Here is a 19,711-nt window from a genome sequence, read left to right on the forward strand (position 1 = left end):
CAAGCCCGCTCCCACAGTGGATGGGTGTGTACATAATGTTATCTGTACACACACCGAACCCTGTGGGAGCGGGCTTGCTCGCGAATGCAATCTGCCATTCAGCGCATTTTTCAGCCCTGCCAAGCCACCGGATTCACCAGATTCGCCGGCTTCTCCCCAGCCAAAGCCGCCAGCAGATTGTCCACCGCACACCGCGCCATCGCCTCGCGTGTCTCATGCGTCGCCGAACCCATGTGCGGGGTTGCCACCACATTATTCAGCTGCAACAACGGCGAATCATGATTCAGCGGTTCACGCTCGAATACATCCAGCCCCGCTGCGCGAATCCGCTGGTGGCGCAACGCGTCGATCAGCGCCGCTTCATCCACCACTTTGCCGCGCGAGATATTGATGAAGATGCTCTCGGGGCGCATCAGCGCAAATTGCTCGGCGCCGATCAGGCCTTCGGTCTGCGCAGTCAGCGGCAGGGTCAGGCAGATGAAATCGGCCTCTTGCAGCAGCGCCTCAAGGCTACGGTACTGCGCGTCAAAACGCGCCTCGACCGCCGGTTTACGCGACTGACTGTGATAGAGCACCGGCATGCCAAAACCGAAATGCCCGCGCTGCGCCAGCGCTTCGCCGATGCGGCCCATGCCGATGATGCCCAAGGTCTTGCCGTGTACATCGGTGCCGAAATGCGCCGGGCCGATGTTGCGATGCCATTGGCCGCTGCGCACCATGTTCGCCAGTTCCACTACGCGCCGGGCGGTGGCGAGGATCAGCGCGAAACCGGTGTCGGCGGTGGTTTCGGTGAGCACGTCCGGGGTGTTGCTAAGGAGGATCTTGCGCCGGGTCAGGTAGTCGATGTCGTAGTTGTCGACACCCACTGAGACACTGGCGATGGCCTCAAGCTGCGGCGCCAGATCGAGCAGCGCGGCGTCGAGTTTCAGGCTGGCGCCGAGCAAGCCATGGGCGCCGGGCAGGGCGTCACGCAGCTTCATCAGGCCGTCGGCGTCGAGGCTTTCGATCAACGTCACTTCACACTGTTGCTGCAGACGCGTCATCAGCGCTGGCGACAGTTTCTTGTACAGCACGACTTGCTTTTTCATGGGCAAAAATCTCTTCAGGAATGCGCCGGCACGGGACGCGTGACTACGGCTTTGGCCACGACACGATCACTGGCGCCAGGCTTGAGAAAAATCGTCAGCACCACAGACAGCAGCAACGCGCCGCTCATCAGCAGGTACGAAGCACCGGGCGAACCGGTGGAGCTGTTCAGGTAGCCGACCAGGTACGAGCCGCCGAACGAACCGAGCGCGCCCATGCTGTTGATCAGCGCCATGGCACCGCCGGCGACGTTGGCCGGGAGGATCTCCGGAACGATGGCGAAGAACGGCCCGTACGGCGCGTACATGCAGGCGCCGGCGACCACCAGCAGCGTGTACGACCACCAGAAATGTTCCGCGCCCAAGGCGTAGGAACCGTAGAACGCAATGGAGGCGATCAGCAGTGGCGGCCATACGAAGCGTTTGCGCTTCTGCAGTTTGTCCGAGCCCCACGACACCGCGAGCATGCCGATCACTGCAGCCAGGTACGGCAGCGCCGACAGCCAGCCGGCCTCGATCATGTCCATTTGCGCGCCGGCCTTGAGGATCGACGGCAGCCACAGCACGAAGCCGTAGACGCCGATGCTCCAGCAGAAAAACTGCAGCGCCAGAATGATCACCTTCGGCGAGCGGAACGCTTCGGCGTAGTTCTTCACCGCTTTGATCCCGACCTGTTCGGCGGCGAGAGCGCTTTCCAGGTCGTGCTTTTCCTGTTCGCTCAGCCACTTGGCCTGAGCAGGACGATCATCGGCCAGCTTCCACCAGATAAACGCCCAGATCACCGCCGGCAAACCTTCGATGATGAACATCCAGCGCCAGCTGAAGTGCTGCACCAGATAGCCCGAAACCACCGACATCCACAGCATCGTTACCGGGTTGCCGAGGATCAGAAAGGTGTTGGCCCGCGAGCGTTCGGCGCGAGTGAACCAGTGGCACAGGTAAACCAGCATCGCCGGCATCACCGCGGCTTCGACCACGCCGAGCATGAAGCGAATCACGATCAGCCAGTAGGCGTTGGACACGACGCCGGTCAGGGTGGCGAGGCCGCCCCAGAAAATCAGGCTGAAGAAAATCAGCTTTTTCACGCTGTGCTTCTGCGCGTAGATCGCTCCCGGTACCTGGAAGAAAAAATAACCGAGGAAGAACAGCGCGCCGAGCAATGAAGACAGGCCCGGGGTGATCATCAGGTCGGCGGCCATGCCGGAGGCGGCGGCAAAGCCGTAGTTGGCGCGGTCGAGATACGCCAAGCTGTAGGTGATGAACACGATCGGCATGATGTACCACCAGCGGCGGGTGGCGAGGGTTGCGGTTTTCATGGTGTTGCTCCTGAGCTTGTTGTTTTTGTCGCAGCAGGTTCAATTAATGGGTTGTCTGAGCGGGCCTCATCGCGAGCAGGCTCACTCCTACAAGGGTTATGTGTTTGCCGCTGCAGCTGTGACTGGCGGAGATCCACTGTAGGAGTGAGCCTGCTCGCGATCAGCGGCCTCGAATTCAACGATGAGTTCAGACCGGGTCGGCAACCCCTCCATGTCCCCGCGACTTTGCACCGCCCGACTGCCAATCCAGTTCGCGCGTTGCACCGCCTCGGCAAAACTCTGATGCTCCAGCAGGGCACTGATCATGCCAACCGCAAAGCCATCACCCGCACCCACGGTGTCGACCACGTTGGCCACCGGCACCCCGGCGACAAACCCCTGATCCAACTGCGTGCGGTAATAAGCACCTTGCGGCCCCAACTTGATCGCCACGGCTTCGGCGCCCTGATCGAGATAAAACGCCGCGATGTCCGCCGGATCTTCGAACCCGGTCAGCAAGCGACCTTCGCTCAAACCCGGCAGTACCCAGTGGGCGAGGGCTGCGAGGCGATTTATCTCGCGGATCATCTCTTGCTCGGTGGCCCACAGGCTCGGGCGCAGATTGGGGTCGAACGACACGCTGCGCCCGGCATGACGCATGCGTGTCATCAGCTCGAACGACATTTCCCGCGCACTGGCCGACAGTGCCGGTGGAATCCCGGTGGCGTGCAGGTGGCGGGCACTGAGCAAAGTGTCGCTGATCGACTGTACGGACAGATGACTGGCCGCCGAGCCACGGCGGAAATACTCGACCTGCGGGTCGCTGCCGTCGTCGTTACGCGACTTGAACTGGAAACCGGTCGGGTGCTGGTGATCGACCGCGACGTGACTGCAATCCAGACCTTCCTTGATCAAGGTCTCGACTACAAAACGTCCGAGGGAATCGGCGCCGACCCGGCTCAGCCACGCCACATTGAAACCCAGCCGCGACAGGCCGATCGCCACATTGCTGTCGGCGCCGGCAATGCGCTTGTGAAAATGCTCGACCGCAGCCAGATCTCCGGTCTGCTCGGCGACCAGCATCGCCATGGTTTCGCCAAACGACAAAATATCGATGTCAGACATGGGCAGGCTCCAGACGCGATTGACCAAGGCGGGCGAGGGCGGCGACGTGCTCGGTGGTCAGTGCCACCAGGTCATCGCCCTGCAACGGGTATTCGGCGGCACGCATAACGCCTTGGGCCATGTGCCGCAGCAGTTGTTCCCACAAATGCAGGTCGCTGACGGCGGGCGGCACGGCGACCAGTTTGCCGTCGGCGCGGCGGGCCACGGCTTTGCAGTGCACGTAGCCGACGTGGCGTCCGAGCAGACGTGCGGCGTTGGCGGCGGACTGGTCTTGCCACTGCCAGTTGCCGATATCGAAGGTCATCTTGATCGGCAAATCATGCTGCTCCACCGCCGCGAAAAAACGCTGGAACGGCTCGATGCGGCCGCCCTGCAAGGTCTGGTCGTTTTCCACCAGCAGTTGCACCGGGCTGGCGCCGAGCAGCTGTTTCAGCGCCTGCAAATCACAGTTGTCGGTGAAGTAACCGAGCGAGACTTTCAGCCATTTCGAGCCGAATGCCTCTGCGCGTTGCAGGGCGTTGATCAGCTCGGGATTGGGCCGCGCCTGACCGGCGAGCCACAGTTCGCTAGGCGACGAATAGATGCTTTGCAGTCCCTGCGCCCGAGTGGCGGCTTGCAGTTGCTCGGGCACTTCGCGAGTCAGCAGCTCTTCGCGCCACTCGATGCGATCAGCGCCGGCGGCAGCCAGCACATCGATGAAGAAGTCTTGCCCGCGTTGGCGCACAAGCTCGGCGCCGTAGCTGGAAAGGCTGATGGAAACGGCAGGTTTATTCATTGTTATCTACCTCTGAAACCGGTTTCATTTTTGTTCAAAAAAATCTGATTGATCTTCGTCGGGCGTTCGGGCGCCATCGCGAGCAGGCTCACTCCTACATTTGGAGTGCGTTCCCCCTGTAGGAGTGAGCCTGCTCGCGATGGCGCCATAACATTCACCGCAAAGATCCTCGGGTAGACCCGCGCTCAATCAGCACCGGCGCAAAATCCACTCTGCGCGCTACCTCGACATCCCCCCGCAAACGCTTGAGCAAACACTCAAACGCCCGCGCGCCAATCTCGGCTGTGGGCTGGGCGAGGGCGGTAATTCCGCTGCCGACCAACGGGTACCAATCCAGATCATCCAGGGCAATCAGCCCGACATCCTCGAACAATCGGCAACCGATTTCGCGCAAGGCCAGGGTACAGGCCAGCGCTGCCACGCCATTGGCGCAGAACAGTGCTTTCGGCCCGGTCGCCGGTGTGTCCAAAAAGATTTGAAGATGAGTAGCGAGTGCGTCGCCGGTTTCCAGCACCGCCCCGGTCAACCCGGAGCGCTGGGCGATCTGCGTCCGAAAACTGCTGACCCGCTCGATCCGCGAACTGGTGCCGTCATAAGGCTCAGTCACCAGCAACACATCGCGATAGCCGCGCTGTTCCAGGTGCTTCAGCGCCATCTCAACAGCTTGCGGATTGTTCAGCCCGACCATGTCGCTGTCGAGGCCATCGACCTTGCGGTCCACCAGCACCAAGGGCATTTCCCGGTGCAACTCGTGGAGTTCGTCACGGTGATGGCCTAGGGTGTTCACGATCAGCCCCTCGATGTTGTACGAGCGCAACAGCGCCAGATGCTGGCGCTCCTGCTCGTCGTCGCGGTCGGTGTTGCACACCACCAGGCTGTAGCAGTGCGCACGGCAGGCGGTTTCCACCCCGTGCATCACGGCAATCGAATAAGGGTTGCGGATATCGGCCACCAGCATGCCGATCAGGCGCGTGCGCCCGCGTTTCAGGCCACGGGCCATCTGGTTCGGGCGGTAACCCAGCTCGCTGATCGCCTGCTCGATACGCAGGGCGATGGCATCGGAGAGCAGGGCGCGGTCGTCGCCGATGAAGCGCGAGACGCTGGCCTTGGATACGCCGGCGCGTTCGGCAACATCAAGCATGGTCACGCGGCTGCGCTGGGCGGCGGAGAAGTCGTTCACGGTCTGAAACCTATTATTGGATTTATTCGTTTCATGCGCCGCGATGGCGATGAAACCGGTTTCAGGAAACACCAGATGCTGACACTCCGTCAAGTAAATGCGCGTGGTACTTCAACTTGGCGCCGACGGGCGGTGCTCAGCGTTATTGAAGTATCTGCGCAATGCTCAGCCAAACAGGCCGGCAGCAATATTGATCGAAAAGCCCAGAATCGCGGTGTTGAACACAAAACCGATCAATGATTGCGCCAGGACGATCTTGCGAATATCGCGGGTAGCCACGCCGACATCGGCAGTCTGCACCGCCACGCCGATGGTGAAGGAGAAATACAGGAAGTCCCAATAATTGGGCGTGGTCAGGCCTTCAGCGAAACGCAGGGCCGGTTCCTTGCCGTCCCAGGTGTAAAACAGGCGCGCGTAGTGCACACAGAAGATCACCCCGATCACCAGCCAGGAACCTACGACGGTGACGGCGGTGAACGCGTAATGCAGAAGTTTGTGATGGGTATCCAGATCCTTGGTGCCGGCCAACTCCAGGGTGATGGCGGCCAGGCTGGCCAATGCTGCGATGCACACCACGAACAGCACCAGTCCGGCATTCTCGTCTTCGACGACGGCGATGCGTTTGACGTCCGGTGCCTTTGCCCGGGTGGCGAGCCAGAACATCAGGATCAGGTAAGTCCAGACGCCGGCGTTCCAGCCGATGAGGATTTTGCTGACGACGGAGTCGGCAGGGACCAGCAGGCCGGTGGCAAGGCCGACCAAAGCGGCGGCGGACAGGCGAGGGTGGGTGCGGGCGAGAAAGCGCATGGGGACTCGATGGGCCAGGATGTTTTTACACCTTAGCCCAGCGACGTCTCGGATGACCACTGACTTGACTGCTCAAATGACCTTGTGGGAGCGGGCTTGCTCGCGAAAGCGGTGTGTCAGCTACATGAATACTGACTGACACGACGCCTTCGCGAGCAAGCCCGCTCCCACAGGGATCAGTGGTGTTTAGTGAGGCGTTGTACGAGCTTCATCACTACCACAAAGAACAACGGCACGAAAATCACCGGATGACCACTGACGTGACTGTTCGATGACCTTGTGGGAGCGGGCTTGCTCGCGAAAGCGGTGTGTCAGCTACATGAATGCTGACTGACACGATGCCTTCGCGAGCAAGCCCGCTCCCACAGGGATCAGTGGTGTTTGCTGAAGCGTCGTACGAGCTTCATCACTACCACAAAGAACAACGGCACGAAGATCACCGCCAGCGTCGCCGTGATCATCCCGCCGATCACTCCGGTGCCGATAGCTTGCTGGCTCGCCGAACTGGCGCCAGTGGCGATGGCCAACGGCACCACGCCGAGGATGAACGCCAGCGAAGTCATGACGATCGGCCGCAGACGCAGGCGCGCGGCTTGCAACGTCGCATCGATCAGGTCATGACCTTCGTCGTACAGGCTCTTGGCGAACTCGATGATCAGGATCGCGTTCTTCGCCGAAAGACCGATGATGGTAATCAGCCCGACCTTGAAGAACACGTCGTTGGGCATGCCGCGCAAGGTCACCGCCAGCACTGCGCCGAGCACACCCAGCGGCACCACCAGCAGCACCGAAGTCGGAATCGACCAGCTCTCGTACAGCGCCGCCAGGCACAGGAACACGATCAGCAACGACAGACCGAGCAGGATCGGCGCCTGACTGCCGGACAAACGTTCCTGCAACGACAGCCCGGTCCATTCCTGACCCAGACCTTTCGGCCCCTGAGCGACCAAGCGTTCAATCTCCGCCATCGCTTCACCGGTACTGTGCCCCGGCGACGGTTCGCCGGAAATCGCAATCGCCGGATAACCGTTATAACGGGTCAGTTGCGCCGGGCCTTGCGTCCACTTGGCCTGAACGAACGCCGACAGCGGCACCATGTGCCCGGCATTGTTGCGCACGTGCATTTTCAGCAGATCATCGACCTGACTGCGCTGATTGCCTTCGGCCTGCACCACCACCCGCTGCATGCGCCCCTGATTGGGGAAGTCGTTGATGTAGGAAGAACCCACGGCGGTGGACAACATGCTGCCGATGTCTGCGAACGACACGCCCAGCGCATTGGCCTGCTTGCGGTCTACCTCCAGTTGTACCTGCGGCGCTTCGGCCAGCGCGCTTTCGCGCACGTTCATCAGCACCGGGCTTTTCTCGGCGGCGGCGAGCAGTTCAGTGCGCGCCTGCATCAATGTCGCATGACCGAGACCGCCGCGATCCTGCAGACGGAATTCGAAACCGCTCGACGTGCCGAGGCCGTCTACGGGCGGTGGCAATACCGAGAACGCCATGGCGTCCTTGATCTGGCTCAGGGCGATGTTGGCACGGTCGGCAATCGAGCTTGCCGCATCATCGCTGCTGCGCTGCGACCAATCCTTCAGCGTGGAAAAGGCCAGCGCCGCGTTCTGCCCGCTACCAGAGAAGCTGAATCCGAGAATCACCACACTGTCACTGATACCGGGCTCGCCAGCGTTATGCGCTTCAAGCTGCTCGGCGACTTGCACCGTACGGTTCTTGGTGGCCCCGGGTGGCAGTTGAATATCGGTGATGGTGTAACCCTGATCCTCAACCGGCAGGAACGAGGAGGGCAGACGCGCAAAGCACAACCCCATGCCGATCAGCAGCACGCCGTAGATCAGCAGATAACGCCCGCTGCGCTTCAGCGCGTAGCCGACCCAGCCTTGATAGCGATCGGTCAGTTGCTCGAAGCGGCGGTTGAACCAGCCGAAGAATCCGCTTTTCTCGTGGTGCTCGCCCTTGGCAATTGGCTTGAGCAGCGTGGCGCACAGTGCAGGCGTCAGCGTCAGGGCCAGAAACGCCGAGAACAGAATCGAGGTCGCCATCGACAGCGAGAACTGTCGGTAAATCACGCCCACCGAACCCTGCATGAATGCCATCGGGATGAACACCGCCACCAGCACCAGGGTAATGCCGATGATCGCCCCGGTAATCTGCTTCATCGCCTTGCGCGTCGCTTCTTTCGGCGACAGGCCTTCAGTGGCCATGATGCGCTCGACGTTTTCCACCACGACAATAGCATCGTCCACCAGAATGCCGATCGCCAGGACCATGCCGAACATGGTCAGTACGTTGATCGAGAAACCCAGCGCGAGCATGGTGGCGAAGGTGCCCATCAACGCCACCGGCACCACCAGCGTCGGGATCAGTGTGTAGCGGATGTTCTGCAGGAACAGGAACATCACCGCAAACACCAGCAGCATCGCTTCACCGAGGGTGTAGACAACCTTGGTGATCGAGACTTTGACGAACGGTGAGGTGTCGTACGGAATTTTGTATTCGACGCCGGCCGGGAAGTAGCGCGACAGCTCGTCCATCTTCGCCCGGATCAATGTGGCGGTCGCCAGCGCATTGGCCCCAGGCGCCAACTGCACGCCGACGGCGGTGGACGGCTTGCCGTTCAGGCGCGTGCCGAACTGGTATTCCTGACTGCCGACTTCGACCCGTGCCACATCGCCGATGCGCACGGTGGAGCCGTCCGGATTGGCCTTGAGCACGATGTCGGCGAACTCTTCCGGCGTCGACAACTGCCCCTTGACCAGAATGGTCGCGGTGATTTCCTGCGAGGATGGGTTGGGCAAGTCGCCAATACTGCCCGCCGAAACCTGGGCGTTTTGCGCGACGATGGCGGCGTTGACGTCAGCCGGGGTCAGGTTGAAACCGATCAGCTTCTGCGGATCGATCCAGATCCGCATCGCCCGTTCGGCGCCATACAGCTGCGCCTTGCCGACGCCGTCGATGCGTTTGATCTCGTTCATCACGTTGCGCGCCAGATAATCACTGAGCGCTACGTCATCGAGCTTGCCGTCGCTGGAGGTCAGGGTGATCAGCAGCAGGAAGCCGGCAGAGACTTTCTCCACCTGCAGGCCTTGCTGATTGACTGCCTGCGGCAGGCGCGACTCGACCACTTTGAGGCGGTTCTGCACATCGACCTGCGCCAGTTCCGGGTTAGTGCCCGGCTGGAACGTCGCTTTGATCGTCGCGCTGCCGAGGCTGCTCTGCGATTCGAAGTACAGCAGGTGATCGGCGCCGTTGAGTTCTTCTTCGATCAGGCTGACCACGCTTTCATCGACGGTCTGCGCCGAGGCGCCAGGGTACACCGCGTAGATTTCGATCTGTGGCGGCGCGACATCGGGGTACTGCGCCACCGGCAATTGCGGAATGGCCAGCGCACCGGCCAACAGGATGAACAGGGCGACAACCCAGGCGAACACCGGGCGATCGATAAAGAACTGCGGCATATGAAAGCGTCCTGCTTACTGACCAGAGGTCTGGGCAAGTGGAAGAGGGGTGTCGTCGATCTGCACTTTTTCGCCTGGACGGGCGTGTTGCAGGCCTTCGATGACAATGCGGTCGCCGGGCTTGAGGCCGCCGGTGACGATCCAGCGGTCGTTCTGCACCGCGCCCAGTTGCACCGGCTGCTGGGCGACGCGCATCTGCTCGTCGACGGTCAGCACCTGGGCGATACCCGCGCTGTCACGCTGCACCGCACGTTGCGGCACGGTGATGCCGTTCTGTACGGTGGCTTGTTGCAGACGTACACGGATGAAGCTGCCCGGCAGCAGGTCGAGATCGGGATTGGGGAACTCGCTGCGCAGAATGATCTGGCCGGTGCCCGGATCGACGCTGATGTCGCTGAACAGCAATTTACCCGGCAACGGATAGAGGCTGCCGTCATCCTGAATCAGCGTGGCCTTGACCTGATCCTGACCGACTGCCTGCAACTGCCCGGAACGGAGCGCGCGACGCAGTTCGTTGAGTTCACGGGTCGACTGAGTAAGGTCGGCGTAGATCGGGTTGAGCTGCTGAATCAGCGCCAGCGGCGTGGTTTCGTTCTGCCCGACCAGCGCACCTTCAGTGACCAATGCACGGCCGACCCGCCCGGAAATCGGCGCGGTGACGGTGGCGTAGCCGAGGTTCAGCTTCGCGCGTTCCACTGCAGCTTTATTGGCCGCCACATCGGCGGCGGTTTGCCGGGCATTGGCGCGGGCGTTGTCGTAATCCTGAGCGCTGATGGCCTTGTCGTCGATCAACTGCGCGTAGCGTTGTTCCTGCAGCCTGGCCTGGAAGGCATTGGCCTCGGCCTTGCGCAACGCGGCTTCGGCGCTATCGAGATCAGCCTTGAACGGTGCCGGGTCGATGCGAAACAGCACGTCACCCTTTTTCACGTCGCTGCCTTCACGGAAGGTCCGTTGCAACACCACCCCGGCCACTCGGGCACGCACTTCAGCGATGCGCGGGGCGGCGATACGCCCGCTCAGTTCGCTGCTGATCGACAGGGGGCGGGCCTCGATGGTCTCGATGCGCACGGTAGCTGGCGGCGCTTCTTCTTCGGCCTTCGAGGACGAATCACAGGCGCTCAGCAACAGCGCAGCGGCGATCAGGCCGAGCCCGGCCAGAAGATTTTTTGACATGTACCACCCCCAATATTGAAGCCCGCATCCTAAGGCCAGACGCCGAGGGTAGCGGTGAAGCTTTGTAGGCGCTGTGTGAAATTGTGTAAGGGTTTTACTCAGGGACGGGCGAGGGCGTATATCCTTTACGCCTTGAAATTTATTGCGACAGATAAACCGCCATCGCGAGCAGGCTCACTCCTACATTGGAACTGTGTCAGACACGAACCTTGTAGGAGTGAGCCTGCTCGCGATGAGGCCCAAACAGTCGCCACAGCACTTTCCTGGAACACCCCATGCCCAACATCCTCCTGGTCGAAGACGACACCGCCCTCGCCGAACTGATTTCCAGCTACCTGGAGCGCAACGGCTATTCCGTCAGCGTGATCGGCCGTGGTGACCACGTGCGCGAGCGGGCACGGATCAATCCGCCGGATCTGGTGATCCTCGACCTGATGCTGCCCGGTCTCGACGGCCTGCAGGTCTGCCGCTTGCTGCGGGCCGATTCGGCGACGCTGCCGATCCTGATGTTGACCGCTCGCGACGACAGTCACGATCAGGTGCTGGGCCTGGAAATGGGCGCCGACGATTACGTCACCAAACCCTGCGAGCCACGGGTTCTGCTGGCCCGGGTGCGTACGTTGCTGCGGCGCAGCAGCCTCGGTGAACCGATGACGGTCAATGACCGCATCGTCATGGGCAATCTGTGCATCGACCTGTCCGAGCGCACCGTGACCTGGCGCGAGCAACCGGTGGAACTGTCCAGCGGCGAATACAATTTGCTGGTGGTGCTGGCCCGGCATGCCGGGGAAGTGCTGAGCCGCGATCAGATCCTGCAACGCCTGCGCGGCATCGAGTTCAACGGCACCGACCGCTCGGTGGACGTGGCGATTTCCAAGCTGCGGCGCAAGTTCGACGACCATGCGGGCGAGGCGCGCAAGATCAAGACGGTATGGGGCAAGGGTTACCTGTTCAGCCGTTCCGAATGGGAATGCTGAGCTGATGTTCAGAATCCTGTTTCGCCTGTATCTGGTGACGATCGTCTCCTACAGCGCGGCGATCTATCTGGTGCCGGATCTGGTGATCATGGCGTTCCGCGAGCGCTTCATCACCTACAACCTCGACTACTCGCGCGGCCTGCAATCGCTGATCACCCGGCAGTTTCACGCGGTGCCGCAGGATCAGTGGCCGGCACTGGCGCAATCGATGGACAAGGACTTCCAGCCGCTGCACATCGCACTGGCGCGCATCGACGACGCCGGGTTCACCGCCCCCGAGCAAGTGCGCTTGCGCGCCGGGGAAAACGTGGTGCGTATCGGCGATTGGGGATGGCGCACCTTGGCGGTCACGCCGCTGAACGATGACGTTGCCGTGCAGATGGTGGTGCCGCCGGATCCGCTGGACGTCAATCTGTTGTACTGGAGCATCAACGTGCTGATCGGCGCGAGCATGCTCGCCTGCCTGCTGCTGTGGATTCGTCCGCACTGGCGCGATCTTGAACGCCTCAAGGGCGCCGCCGAACGCTTCGGCAAGGGCCACCTGAACGAGCGCACGCAGATCCCCGCCAGCTCCAACATCGGCAGCCTGGCCAACGTGTTCGATACCATGGCCGGCGATATCGAAAATCTGCTCAATCAGCAGCGCGACCTGCTGAATGCGGTGTCCCACGAATTGCGCACGCCGCTGACCCGTCTGGACTTCGGTCTGGCCCTGGCGCTGTCCGATGATTTGCCGGCGACCAGTCGCGAGCGCCTGCAAGGACTGGTCGCACACATTCGGGAACTGGATGAGCTGGTGCTGGAACTGCTGTCCTACAGCCGCCTGCAGAACCCGGCGCAGTTGCCGGAACAGGTCGAGGTTTCGCTGGATGAGTTCATCGACAGCATTCTGGGCAGTGTCGATGAAGAACTGGACTCGCCGGACATCGTCATCGACGTGCTGCTGCACGGTCAGCTCGAACGTTTCACGCTGGATCCGCGCCTGACCGCCCGGGCGATCCAGAACCTGCTGCGCAATGCCATGCGCTATTGCGAAAAACGCATTCAGATTGGCGTGCAGGTCAGCCCCGATGGTTGCGAGATCTGGGTCGACGACGATGGCATTGGCATCCCGGATGATGAGCGTGAGCGGATTTTCGAACCGTTTTATCGACTTGATCGCAGTCGTGATCGGGCTACCGGCGGCTTTGGTCTGGGCTTGGCCATCAGCCGTCGGGCGCTGGAGGCGCAGGGCGGGACCTTGACGGTTGAAAGTTCGCCGCTGGGTGGGGCGCGGTTCAGGTTGTGGTTGCCTGACATGACTTGACCCGAAACCCGTGGGAGCGGGCTTGCTCGCGAAGGCGGAGTGTCAGTCGACATAAGTTAATCTGACACACCGCTTTCGCGAGCAAGCCCGCTCCCACAGGGGGTTTGTGTTGGTCAGATCAGTTGGTTCGACTGAATCAAGCCAACCCCGGCCGTCTGCATCCGCTCCATCGCCGCTGCCAGTGACCCATCCCTGTCAATGGCACGACAGGCATCCAGCACCACGAACGCGTTGAACCCCGCCGCCCGTGCATCCAGCGCAGAAAACATTACGCAGAAATCCAGCGCCAGACCGACCATGTACACCGTGTCGATACCGCGCTCCTTCAGATAACCGGCCAGACCGGTGGTGGTGCGCCGGTCCGCCTCGAGAAACGCCGAATAGCTGTCGATGTCCGGATTACAGCCCTTGCGGATGATCAGTTGCGCGTGCGGCAGGTTCAGCTCGGGGTGAAACTCGGCGCCGGCAGTGCCTTGCACACAATGCTCCGGCCAGAGTACCTGCTCGCCGTAGGGCAACTGAATTACCTCGTAAGGCTGGTGTCCGGGGTGGCTTGAGGCAAAGGACGCGTGGCCGCTCGGGTGCCAGTCCTGGGCAATCACCACCTGTTTGAACAGGCCACCGAGGCGATTGATCAGCGGCACGATCTGATCGCCTTCGGGCACGGCCAACTGGCCGCCGGGGATGAAGTCGTTCTGCACGTCAATGACCAGCAGGGCGGTGCGGGGTGAAATCTGCATCGGGGCTTCCTCCTTGGATAATCACCCGCTCAGCATAGTGGAGCGGCACTCACGCGCCCAGCTTGTCGACCAGGTGTTTTGCCAGGTCTTCCAGCGCCGGCGCCGGGTTGTGCCCGATCAACATCCACGCATGCTCACCTTCGGTCCAGTACACCACGTTCATTTCGTGGCGCCGTTCGTGCGCCAAAGGCTGGCTGCCACTGTTGGAGCGAGTCACGCACAAGGCCAGCGGCCCGTGTTTCGCATCGAGATAGGTCAGTTGCGCAATCGGCACACCGTCGTACTCGAGCATTTGTGCACGTTTGAGTTCGGCGCCCGGTAACCTCACCAGTGCCGGCGACAGACTCAGCCCCAATCGTGCATCCACCGCACGCAGTTGCGCGCGCTGGCTGGCTTCGTCACTGGGCAGGTGATCGAGGGTTTGCGGCACATACAGTGCCATGTAGTCGCCCACCAGGGCGCGCCAGTTATGCGTTTGCTGCGTTTGCCAGGCGAGAAACAGGCGATCGGCCAACACGCCGCCCGCCAGCAGACTCGCGGCGGCCGCACCGATGAACCAGCGTCGGCTCAGGCCTGGCTGCTGAGGGGCGGGGATGGCATCGAGGCGCGCCTGCAAACGTTCCAGCGGTGCCTGTTGCGCCAGTTCGTCATAGGCATCCTTGTACGGCAGGCTGCTGCGTTCGAACCATTGCACGCGCAGGCTGAGCAACGGATCGTCGGCAATCGCGCTGTCGAGCTGGCTGCGATACGCGGGGTCCAGCTCGTCATCGAGGTAGGCCACCAGTTGTTCGTCGGAGGGCTTGTTCATGGGCGGTCACCTCCGGTGGTTTTCGGCACGGCTTGCAGGGGCGGGTATTCGGCCAGTTTCAGGCGCGCGGTGGCCAGACGGCTCATCACCGTGCCGATCGGCACCTGCAGGATCTCGGCGACTTCACGGTAGGACAGGCCTTCGACATAAGCCAGATACACGGTTTCGCGCTGGGTTTCCGGCAACGCATCGACCCGGCGGATCACCTGCGCAGCCATCACATGAGTCTGCGCGGCGTATTCGCCATCGAAGGCCAGTTGCGCGTCGGCATCGACCTGACCGGCGCCCTGACGCACCCGGCGGGCGCGCACTTCGTTGAGCCAGATCGAATGCAGGATGCTCAGCAACCAGCGATCCATGCGCGTGCCGGCGACATATTGCCCGGCACGCTCCAGCGCCCGCACGCACGTGGCCTGCACCAGATCCTCGGCCACGTGCCGATTGCGCGACAGCAGCAGGCCGTAGCGCCACAGCCGCGCCAGATGCTGTCCGAGTTCCGCTCTGAATGCCTGATCGCTGACGATGATGGCGTTCCTTTATCTATGTCAGGTTTTCGATGAATCGTTGATGGCTTCAGCCAGGTCCTGGTATTCCTCGCAGGCGGTGCCGCAAATCGATTTGATCTGCTGCAATTGCTCCTGCGCCAGGTCGACGCGGCCTTTGATCACATAGGCTTCGCCGAGGTATTCACGCACTTGCGCGTACTGCGGATCGAGTTTCACCGATTGCAGGTAATAGCCGATGCCTTCATCGGTACGCCCCAGTTTTCGCGTGGCGTAACCGCGATAGTTGAGGGCTTTGGCGGTGTTCGGTTGTTGCAGGGTGTCGAGCAGGGCCAGGGCCTCTTCGTAGCGACCGTCCTTGGCCAATCGGTAGGCATAGTCGGTGCGATCGGCATCCCGTACGGCGCTGCTGGTCTGCAGCACACATTTCTGTGATTTGCTGTCCCAGACCTGGCCTTTGGGGCAGTTGGGCTTCTGCACGGGCGCGCTTTCATCACCGTTGGCAAACGCCATCGATGCGGACAACACGGTGACCAGCAGCAACGGGGCGGCGAACATAACGGAACGGATAGTCATGGGCAAGGCTCCACAGAGGGTTATGTTTCACTTTGAACACCACAGCCCGGCATTTTATTCATTGCTTTGTCAGGCTCTGTTCAAGGTACGCGCAAATCGCGGGGTTATGCTCGACTACGCCTGCCGTCCATCCAGCGCTTTGCCATGCCCCGGCGCTGACACACGAGGAACTGCCATGAAAGATCAGGTCCATCATTCCGCTGCTGCCGGCTACAAGACTGCCGCTGACACCTACATTAAGGGCCGCCCGGACTATCCGCCGCAGGTCAGTCAGTGGCTGACCCAGACGTTGGGTCTGGACAGTCACAAGACCGTCATCGATCTGGGTGCCGGTACCGGCAAGTTCACCGGCCGGCTGGCGGCCACTGACGCGCAGGTGATCGCCGTGGAACCGGTGGCGCAGATGCTGGAAAAACTTTCCGCGGCCTGGCCGCAGGTGTTGGCGGTGAGCGGTACCGCGACCGATCTGCCTCTGCCTGACGCGTCGGTGGATGCAGTGGTCTGCGCGCAGGCGTTCCATTGGTTCGCCACCCCGGAAGCCCTGACGGAAATCGCCCGCGTACTCAAGCCTGGCGGCAGACTCGGGCTGATCTGGAACCTGCGCGATACACAGGTCAGCTGGGTGCCGAAACTCGACGCTATCGTGAATGCGCTGGAGGGGGACACGCCGCGTTACTACACCGGCCAGTGGCGTCAGGCGTTTCCGCATCCGGCGTTCGGGCCGTTGCAGTTGCAGCAGTTTCATCATGGGCACACCGGCTCGCCCGAGGACGTGATCTTCAATCGGGTGCGCTCCACCAGTTTCATTGCGGCCTTGCCGCAGGCGCAGCGCGACAAGGTTGATGAGCAGATTCGCGCGTTGATTGCCTCGGAGCCGGCGTTGCGTGGGCGGCATGTGCTGACGGTGCCTTATGAGACGGCGGCGTATGTGGCAGTGAAGGTTAGTTAGATCGGCGGTGAGCCTATCGCGGGCAAGCCACGCTCCCACAGGTCTTGGGTGGATCACAAAGTCTGTGATCAAACCTGACCCTGTGGGAGCGGGCTTGCTCGCGAAGAGGCCAGCCCTGTCACCCCATTTCTCGAAGCAGTCCCGCATTTGGCCGAACCGCCATCGTGATGCCTTGTTATAGTTCGGGCCTCATTTTCAGCCCGGTAAAGGATCACTGCCATGACTCAATACACCGCCTTCAGCGTCGAACTGGCCGACAACATCGCGCATGTGCAGATCAATCGCCCGGAAAAGATCAACTCGATGAACGCCGCGTTCTGGAGCGAGATCGTCGAGATTTTCCAGTGGATCGATGACACCGATGAAGTGCGGGTGGTGGTGCTGAGCGGCAACGGCAAACACTTTTCCTCGGGTATCGACCTGATGATGCTCGCCGGCGTCGCCAACGAACTGGGCAAGGACGTCGGCCGTAACGCGCGCCTGCTGCGGCGCAAGATTCTCACCCTGCAAGCCTCGTTCAACGCCGTCGACAACTGCCGCAAACCGGTACTGGCGGCGATTCAGGGCTACTGCCTCGGCGGTGCGATTGACCTGATTGCTGCGTGCGATATGCGCTACGCCGCCGAAGACGCGCAGTTCTCGATCAAGGAAATCGATATCGGTATGGCTGCCGATGTTGGCACTTTGCAACGGTTGCCACGGATCATCGGGGACGGCATGCTGCGTGAACTGGCTTACACCGGGCGCACTTTCGGCGCAGATGAAGCGCGCAGCATCGGTCTGGTCAATCGTGTTTACGCTGACAAGGAGCTGCTGCTCGAAGGCGTGATGGACATTGCTCGCGAGATCGCCAGCAAATCGCCAATCGCGGTCACCGGCACCAAGGAAATGATCAGCTACATGCGCGACCATCGCATCGACGACGGCCTCGAATACGTTGCCACCTGGAACGCCGCCATGTTGCAATCCACCGACTTGCGCGTGGCCATGGCCGCCCATATGAGTAAACAGAAACCCGAATTTCTGGATTGAGAAACCATGACAGCTCGCTGGACCACTGCAGTACTGGACACCGATCAACCCGGCGGCTGGGCCGTGGCGCGCAGCCCCGAAGGCTTTCTGTTCGATGACAACGGCGCGCTGTTCCCGCGGGAATGGCTCAAGCGCCAGGACTTGTCGATCCTCGCCGAACACGGCATCGGCCATCTCGATGGGGAGCCGGTGTATCTGCTGGAATTGCACCGTTCCAGCGAGGTGCCGGGCTGCAACTGGAAAGGTCTGCGGGCGTTCATGCTCGATGGCGATCACACCGTTTACAAAGTGCTGGGTTATGCCGCGCAGATCGGCACCTGGGCGCGTGAACATCGCTTCTGCGGCAACTGTGGGCAGGCGATGACGCAGGTGCCAGGCGAGCGAGCGATGTATTGCCAGCCGTGCGACCTGCGCAGTTACCCGCGGATTTCGCCGAGCATGATCGTGCTGGTGACCCGTGGCGACGAGATCCTGCTGGCGCGCTCACCGCGTTTCGTCAGCGGGGTCTACAGCACGCTGGCCGGGTTCGCCGAGCCGGGCGAGTCGGCGGAGGATTGCCTGATTCGCGAAGTACGCGAGGAAGTCAGCATCGAAGTGAAGAACATCCAGTACATGGGCAGCCAGTGCTGGCCGTTCCCGCATTCGATGATGCTCGGTTTCCATGCCGAATATGCCGGGGGCGAGATCATCTGCCAGGAAGACGAGATTGAAGACGCCCAATGGTTCAACGTGCACGACCTGCCGCCGTTGCCGGCGTCAAAATCGATTGCCCGGTACCTGATCGACGTCTACGTGGCGCGCCGCTTAGGCCACGCTGAACCAGTGTTGCCAGGCTAGGCGCACGGTCAAACCCAATACCACGGTGATGAACACCGGACGAATGAACTTGGCGCCGCCGCTGATCGCGGTGCGCGCCCCGAAGAACGCGCCGACCATCACCGACAGGCCCATGCTCAGGCCGATGATCCAGTCCACTTGCCCGGAAAACACGAACACCGACAGCGCCGCGATGTTGCTGACGAAGTTCATGCTGCGCGCCACACCGCTGGCCTTGACCAGGTCGATCGGGTAGAGCAGCAGGCTGCTGACGGTCCAGAACGCACCCGTGCCAGGGCCGGCCACGCCGTCGTAGAAACCGAGGCTGAAGCCTTGGGTCGATTGCCATTTCTTCTTGATCGGCGCGTCGCTGTCGAGCGGCGCTTTGGGCGTGCCGCCGAACAACAGATACAGGCCACAGGCGAAGACGATCACCGGCAGCATCTTGTTCAGCCATTCCGCCGGCAGGTAGTGCGCGACGATGGCACCGGTGAGCGCGCCGACCAGGGTGCCGACGATCGCGTGCATCCACTGTCGAGGGTGGAACAGTTTGCGTCGGTAGAAAGTAAAACTGGCGGTGGCCGAGCCGAACGTCGAACTCAGTTTGTTGGTGCCCAACACCAGATGCGGTGGCAGGCCGGCAGTGAGCAGCGCCGGGGTGGTCAACAGACCGCCGCCGCCAGCGATGGCGTCGATGAAACCGGCAATGAAAGCGACGAGGGCCAGAACGGCCAGGGTAGTGAGGTCAACGCTGAGTTCGAAAGGCATGGAATCGGCTTATTCGGCAGGGCGCAGAAGGGCTGCGGGGAAGGCGGTCATGTTACCTGTATCCAACTGTTGCGGCGACCCGTCTGACGCCTTCGCGAGCAAGCCCGCTCCCACATTCTGGAATGCATTCAACCTGTGGGAGCGGGCTTGCTCGCGAAGAGGTCGGCTCAGGCACCGCCTATTCAACTGTTGCCCACCCAACACCTCGACAACAAATCACCCTCCAACAATGCAACTCCATCAGCCTCAAGCCCAATAAAACCGGCCCTCTGGACGCTGGCACGCTTGCTGCTCTGTCCCATTGACCTTCCCAATGTCCCGAGGAC

General features: G+C 61.6%; 17 protein-coding genes and 1 pseudogene. 5 read left to right on the plus strand and 13 right to left on the minus strand.

The window, feature by feature from the left end; translation table 11 throughout:
• Positions 1-110: 110 nt before the first annotated feature.
• The 8 genes and pseudogenes from E3Z29_RS16435 to E3Z29_RS16470 all read right to left on the minus strand — a co-directional run bounded on the left by E3Z29_RS16435 (position 111) and on the right by E3Z29_RS16470 (position 10,910).
• Positions 111-1,088 carry a D-glycerate dehydrogenase gene (locus E3Z29_RS16435; protein ID WP_134786323.1) on the minus strand — a complete coding sequence of 326 codons (978 nt, stop codon included), beginning with the start codon at positions 1,086-1,088 and terminating at the stop codon, positions 111-113.
• Positions 1,089-1,109: 21 nt separating this feature from the next.
• Positions 1,110-2,401: pseudogene (locus E3Z29_RS16440) on the minus strand (MFS transporter); the annotation flags it as partial.
• Positions 2,402-2,497: 96 nt separating this feature from the next.
• On the minus strand, positions 2,498-3,505 hold the full coding sequence (locus E3Z29_RS16445) for a sugar kinase (protein ID WP_134786325.1): 1,008 nt from the start codon (positions 3,503-3,505) through the stop codon (positions 2,498-2,500).
• Positions 3,498-4,280, minus strand: coding sequence for a sugar phosphate isomerase/epimerase (locus E3Z29_RS16450; RefSeq protein ID WP_134786326.1), 783 nt, complete (start codon positions 4,278-4,280; stop codon positions 3,498-3,500). The genes E3Z29_RS16445 and E3Z29_RS16450 overlap by 8 nt, the downstream gene beginning before the upstream one ends.
• A 154-nt stretch (positions 4,281-4,434) precedes the next feature.
• A complete protein-coding gene (locus E3Z29_RS16455) occupies positions 4,435-5,460 on the minus strand; it encodes a LacI family DNA-binding transcriptional regulator (protein WP_134786327.1) in 1,026 nt (341 codons plus the stop codon).
• Between the two features lie 165 nt (positions 5,461-5,625).
• Positions 5,626-6,267 carry a DUF1345 domain-containing protein gene (locus tag E3Z29_RS16460; RefSeq protein WP_027611985.1) on the minus strand — a complete coding sequence of 214 codons (642 nt, stop codon included), beginning with the start codon at positions 6,265-6,267 and terminating at the stop codon, positions 5,626-5,628.
• A 371-nt stretch (positions 6,268-6,638) separates the two neighbouring features.
• Positions 6,639-9,737: an efflux RND transporter permease subunit gene (locus tag E3Z29_RS16465; RefSeq protein ID WP_134786328.1), complete on the minus strand. Its 3,099-nt coding sequence runs from the start codon at positions 9,735-9,737 to the stop codon at positions 6,639-6,641.
• A gap of 15 nt (positions 9,738-9,752) precedes the next feature.
• Positions 9,753-10,910 carry an efflux RND transporter periplasmic adaptor subunit gene (locus E3Z29_RS16470; protein WP_134786329.1) on the minus strand — a complete coding sequence of 386 codons (1,158 nt, stop codon included), beginning with the start codon at positions 10,908-10,910 and terminating at the stop codon, positions 9,753-9,755.
• A 275-nt stretch (positions 10,911-11,185) separates the two neighbouring features.
• Between E3Z29_RS16470 and E3Z29_RS16475 the strand changes: the two genes are divergently transcribed.
• Together E3Z29_RS16475 and E3Z29_RS16480 are read left to right on the plus strand one after the other, a co-directional pair.
• Complete coding sequence (locus E3Z29_RS16475; RefSeq protein ID WP_003224662.1) at positions 11,186-11,887, plus strand: response regulator transcription factor; 702 nt, start codon at positions 11,186-11,188, stop codon at positions 11,885-11,887.
• Positions 11,888-11,891: 4 nt separating this feature from the next.
• On the plus strand, positions 11,892-13,193 hold the full coding sequence (locus tag E3Z29_RS16480; protein ID WP_027611982.1) for an ATP-binding protein: 1,302 nt from the start codon (positions 11,892-11,894) through the stop codon (positions 13,191-13,193).
• Between the two features lie 113 nt (positions 13,194-13,306).
• Here the strand turns inward: E3Z29_RS16480 and pncA are convergent, their stop codons facing one another.
• From pncA to E3Z29_RS16500, 4 genes are all read right to left on the minus strand, one after another.
• On the minus strand, positions 13,307-13,933 hold the full coding sequence (gene pncA, locus E3Z29_RS16485; protein ID WP_098963969.1) for a bifunctional nicotinamidase/pyrazinamidase: 627 nt from the start codon (positions 13,931-13,933) through the stop codon (positions 13,307-13,309).
• Positions 13,934-13,982: 49 nt separating this feature from the next.
• Positions 13,983-14,741, minus strand: a complete 759-nt coding sequence (locus E3Z29_RS16490; protein ID WP_134786330.1) for an anti-sigma factor — start codon at positions 14,739-14,741, stop codon at positions 13,983-13,985.
• The gene (locus E3Z29_RS16495) at positions 14,738-15,196 is read right to left on the minus strand and encodes a sigma-70 family RNA polymerase sigma factor (protein WP_245223462.1); all 459 of its coding nucleotides are present in this window, start codon (positions 15,194-15,196) and stop codon (positions 14,738-14,740) included. Before E3Z29_RS16495 ends, E3Z29_RS16490 begins: the two co-directional genes overlap by 4 nt.
• A gap of 90 nt (positions 15,197-15,286) precedes the next feature.
• Positions 15,287-15,820 carry a tetratricopeptide repeat protein gene (locus E3Z29_RS16500; protein WP_027611978.1) on the minus strand — a complete coding sequence of 178 codons (534 nt, stop codon included), beginning with the start codon at positions 15,818-15,820 and terminating at the stop codon, positions 15,287-15,289.
• 175 nt (positions 15,821-15,995) lie between these two features.
• On the opposite strand from E3Z29_RS16500, the gene E3Z29_RS16505 reads away from it, so the two are divergent.
• The 3 genes from E3Z29_RS16505 to nudC all read left to right on the plus strand — a co-directional run bounded on the left by E3Z29_RS16505 (position 15,996) and on the right by nudC (position 18,638).
• Positions 15,996-16,769, plus strand: a complete 774-nt coding sequence (locus E3Z29_RS16505) for a class I SAM-dependent methyltransferase (RefSeq protein WP_134786331.1) — start codon at positions 15,996-15,998, stop codon at positions 16,767-16,769.
• Between the two features lie 219 nt (positions 16,770-16,988).
• Positions 16,989-17,801: a crotonase/enoyl-CoA hydratase family protein gene (locus E3Z29_RS16510; protein ID WP_027611976.1), complete on the plus strand. Its 813-nt coding sequence runs from the start codon at positions 16,989-16,991 to the stop codon at positions 17,799-17,801.
• A 6-nt stretch (positions 17,802-17,807) separates the two neighbouring features.
• Positions 17,808-18,638, plus strand: a complete 831-nt coding sequence (gene nudC / locus E3Z29_RS16515; protein WP_134786332.1) for an NAD(+) diphosphatase — start codon at positions 17,808-17,810, stop codon at positions 18,636-18,638.
• Here nudC and E3Z29_RS16520 read toward each other — a convergent pair.
• On the minus strand, positions 18,606-19,385 hold the full coding sequence (locus tag E3Z29_RS16520) for a TSUP family transporter (protein WP_027611974.1): 780 nt from the start codon (positions 19,383-19,385) through the stop codon (positions 18,606-18,608). The genes nudC and E3Z29_RS16520 overlap by 33 nt on opposite strands.
• Positions 19,386-19,711: the final 326 nt, after the last annotated feature.

Source organism: Pseudomonas sp. S150 (assembly GCF_004526365.1).
GTDB lineage: Bacteria > Pseudomonadota > Gammaproteobacteria > Pseudomonadales > Pseudomonadaceae > Aquipseudomonas > Aquipseudomonas putida_A.

Coding starts and splice junctions, on each gene's coding strand:
- E3Z29_RS16435 (WP_134786323.1), bottom strand. CDS start 1,088: ATGAAAAAGCAAGTCGTGCTGTACAAGAAACTGTCGCCAGCGCTGATG.
- E3Z29_RS16445 (WP_134786325.1), bottom strand. CDS start 3,505: ATGTCTGACATCGATATTTTGTCGTTTGGCGAAACCATGGCGATGCTG.
- E3Z29_RS16450 (WP_134786326.1), bottom strand. CDS start 4,280: ATGAATAAACCTGCCGTTTCCATCAGCCTTTCCAGCTACGGCGCCGAG.
- E3Z29_RS16460 (WP_027611985.1), bottom strand. CDS start 6,267: ATGCGCTTTCTCGCCCGCACCCACCCTCGCCTGTCCGCCGCCGCTTTG.
- E3Z29_RS16465 (WP_134786328.1), bottom strand. CDS start 9,737: ATGCCGCAGTTCTTTATCGATCGCCCGGTGTTCGCCTGGGTTGTCGCC.
- E3Z29_RS16470 (WP_134786329.1), bottom strand. CDS start 10,910: ATGTCAAAAAATCTTCTGGCCGGGCTCGGCCTGATCGCCGCTGCGCTG.
- E3Z29_RS16475 (WP_003224662.1), top strand. CDS start 11,186: ATGCCCAACATCCTCCTGGTCGAAGACGACACCGCCCTCGCCGAACTG.
- E3Z29_RS16480 (WP_027611982.1), top strand. CDS start 11,892: ATGTTCAGAATCCTGTTTCGCCTGTATCTGGTGACGATCGTCTCCTAC.
- pncA (WP_098963969.1), bottom strand. CDS start 13,933: ATGCAGATTTCACCCCGCACCGCCCTGCTGGTCATTGACGTGCAGAAC.
- E3Z29_RS16490 (WP_134786330.1), bottom strand. CDS start 14,741: ATGAACAAGCCCTCCGACGAACAACTGGTGGCCTACCTCGATGACGAG.
- E3Z29_RS16500 (WP_027611978.1), bottom strand. CDS start 15,820: ATGACTATCCGTTCCGTTATGTTCGCCGCCCCGTTGCTGCTGGTCACC.
- E3Z29_RS16505 (WP_134786331.1), top strand. CDS start 15,996: ATGAAAGATCAGGTCCATCATTCCGCTGCTGCCGGCTACAAGACTGCC.
- E3Z29_RS16510 (WP_027611976.1), top strand. CDS start 16,989: ATGACTCAATACACCGCCTTCAGCGTCGAACTGGCCGACAACATCGCG.
- nudC (WP_134786332.1), top strand. CDS start 17,808: ATGACAGCTCGCTGGACCACTGCAGTACTGGACACCGATCAACCCGGC.
- E3Z29_RS16520 (WP_027611974.1), bottom strand. CDS start 19,385: ATGCCTTTCGAACTCAGCGTTGACCTCACTACCCTGGCCGTTCTGGCC.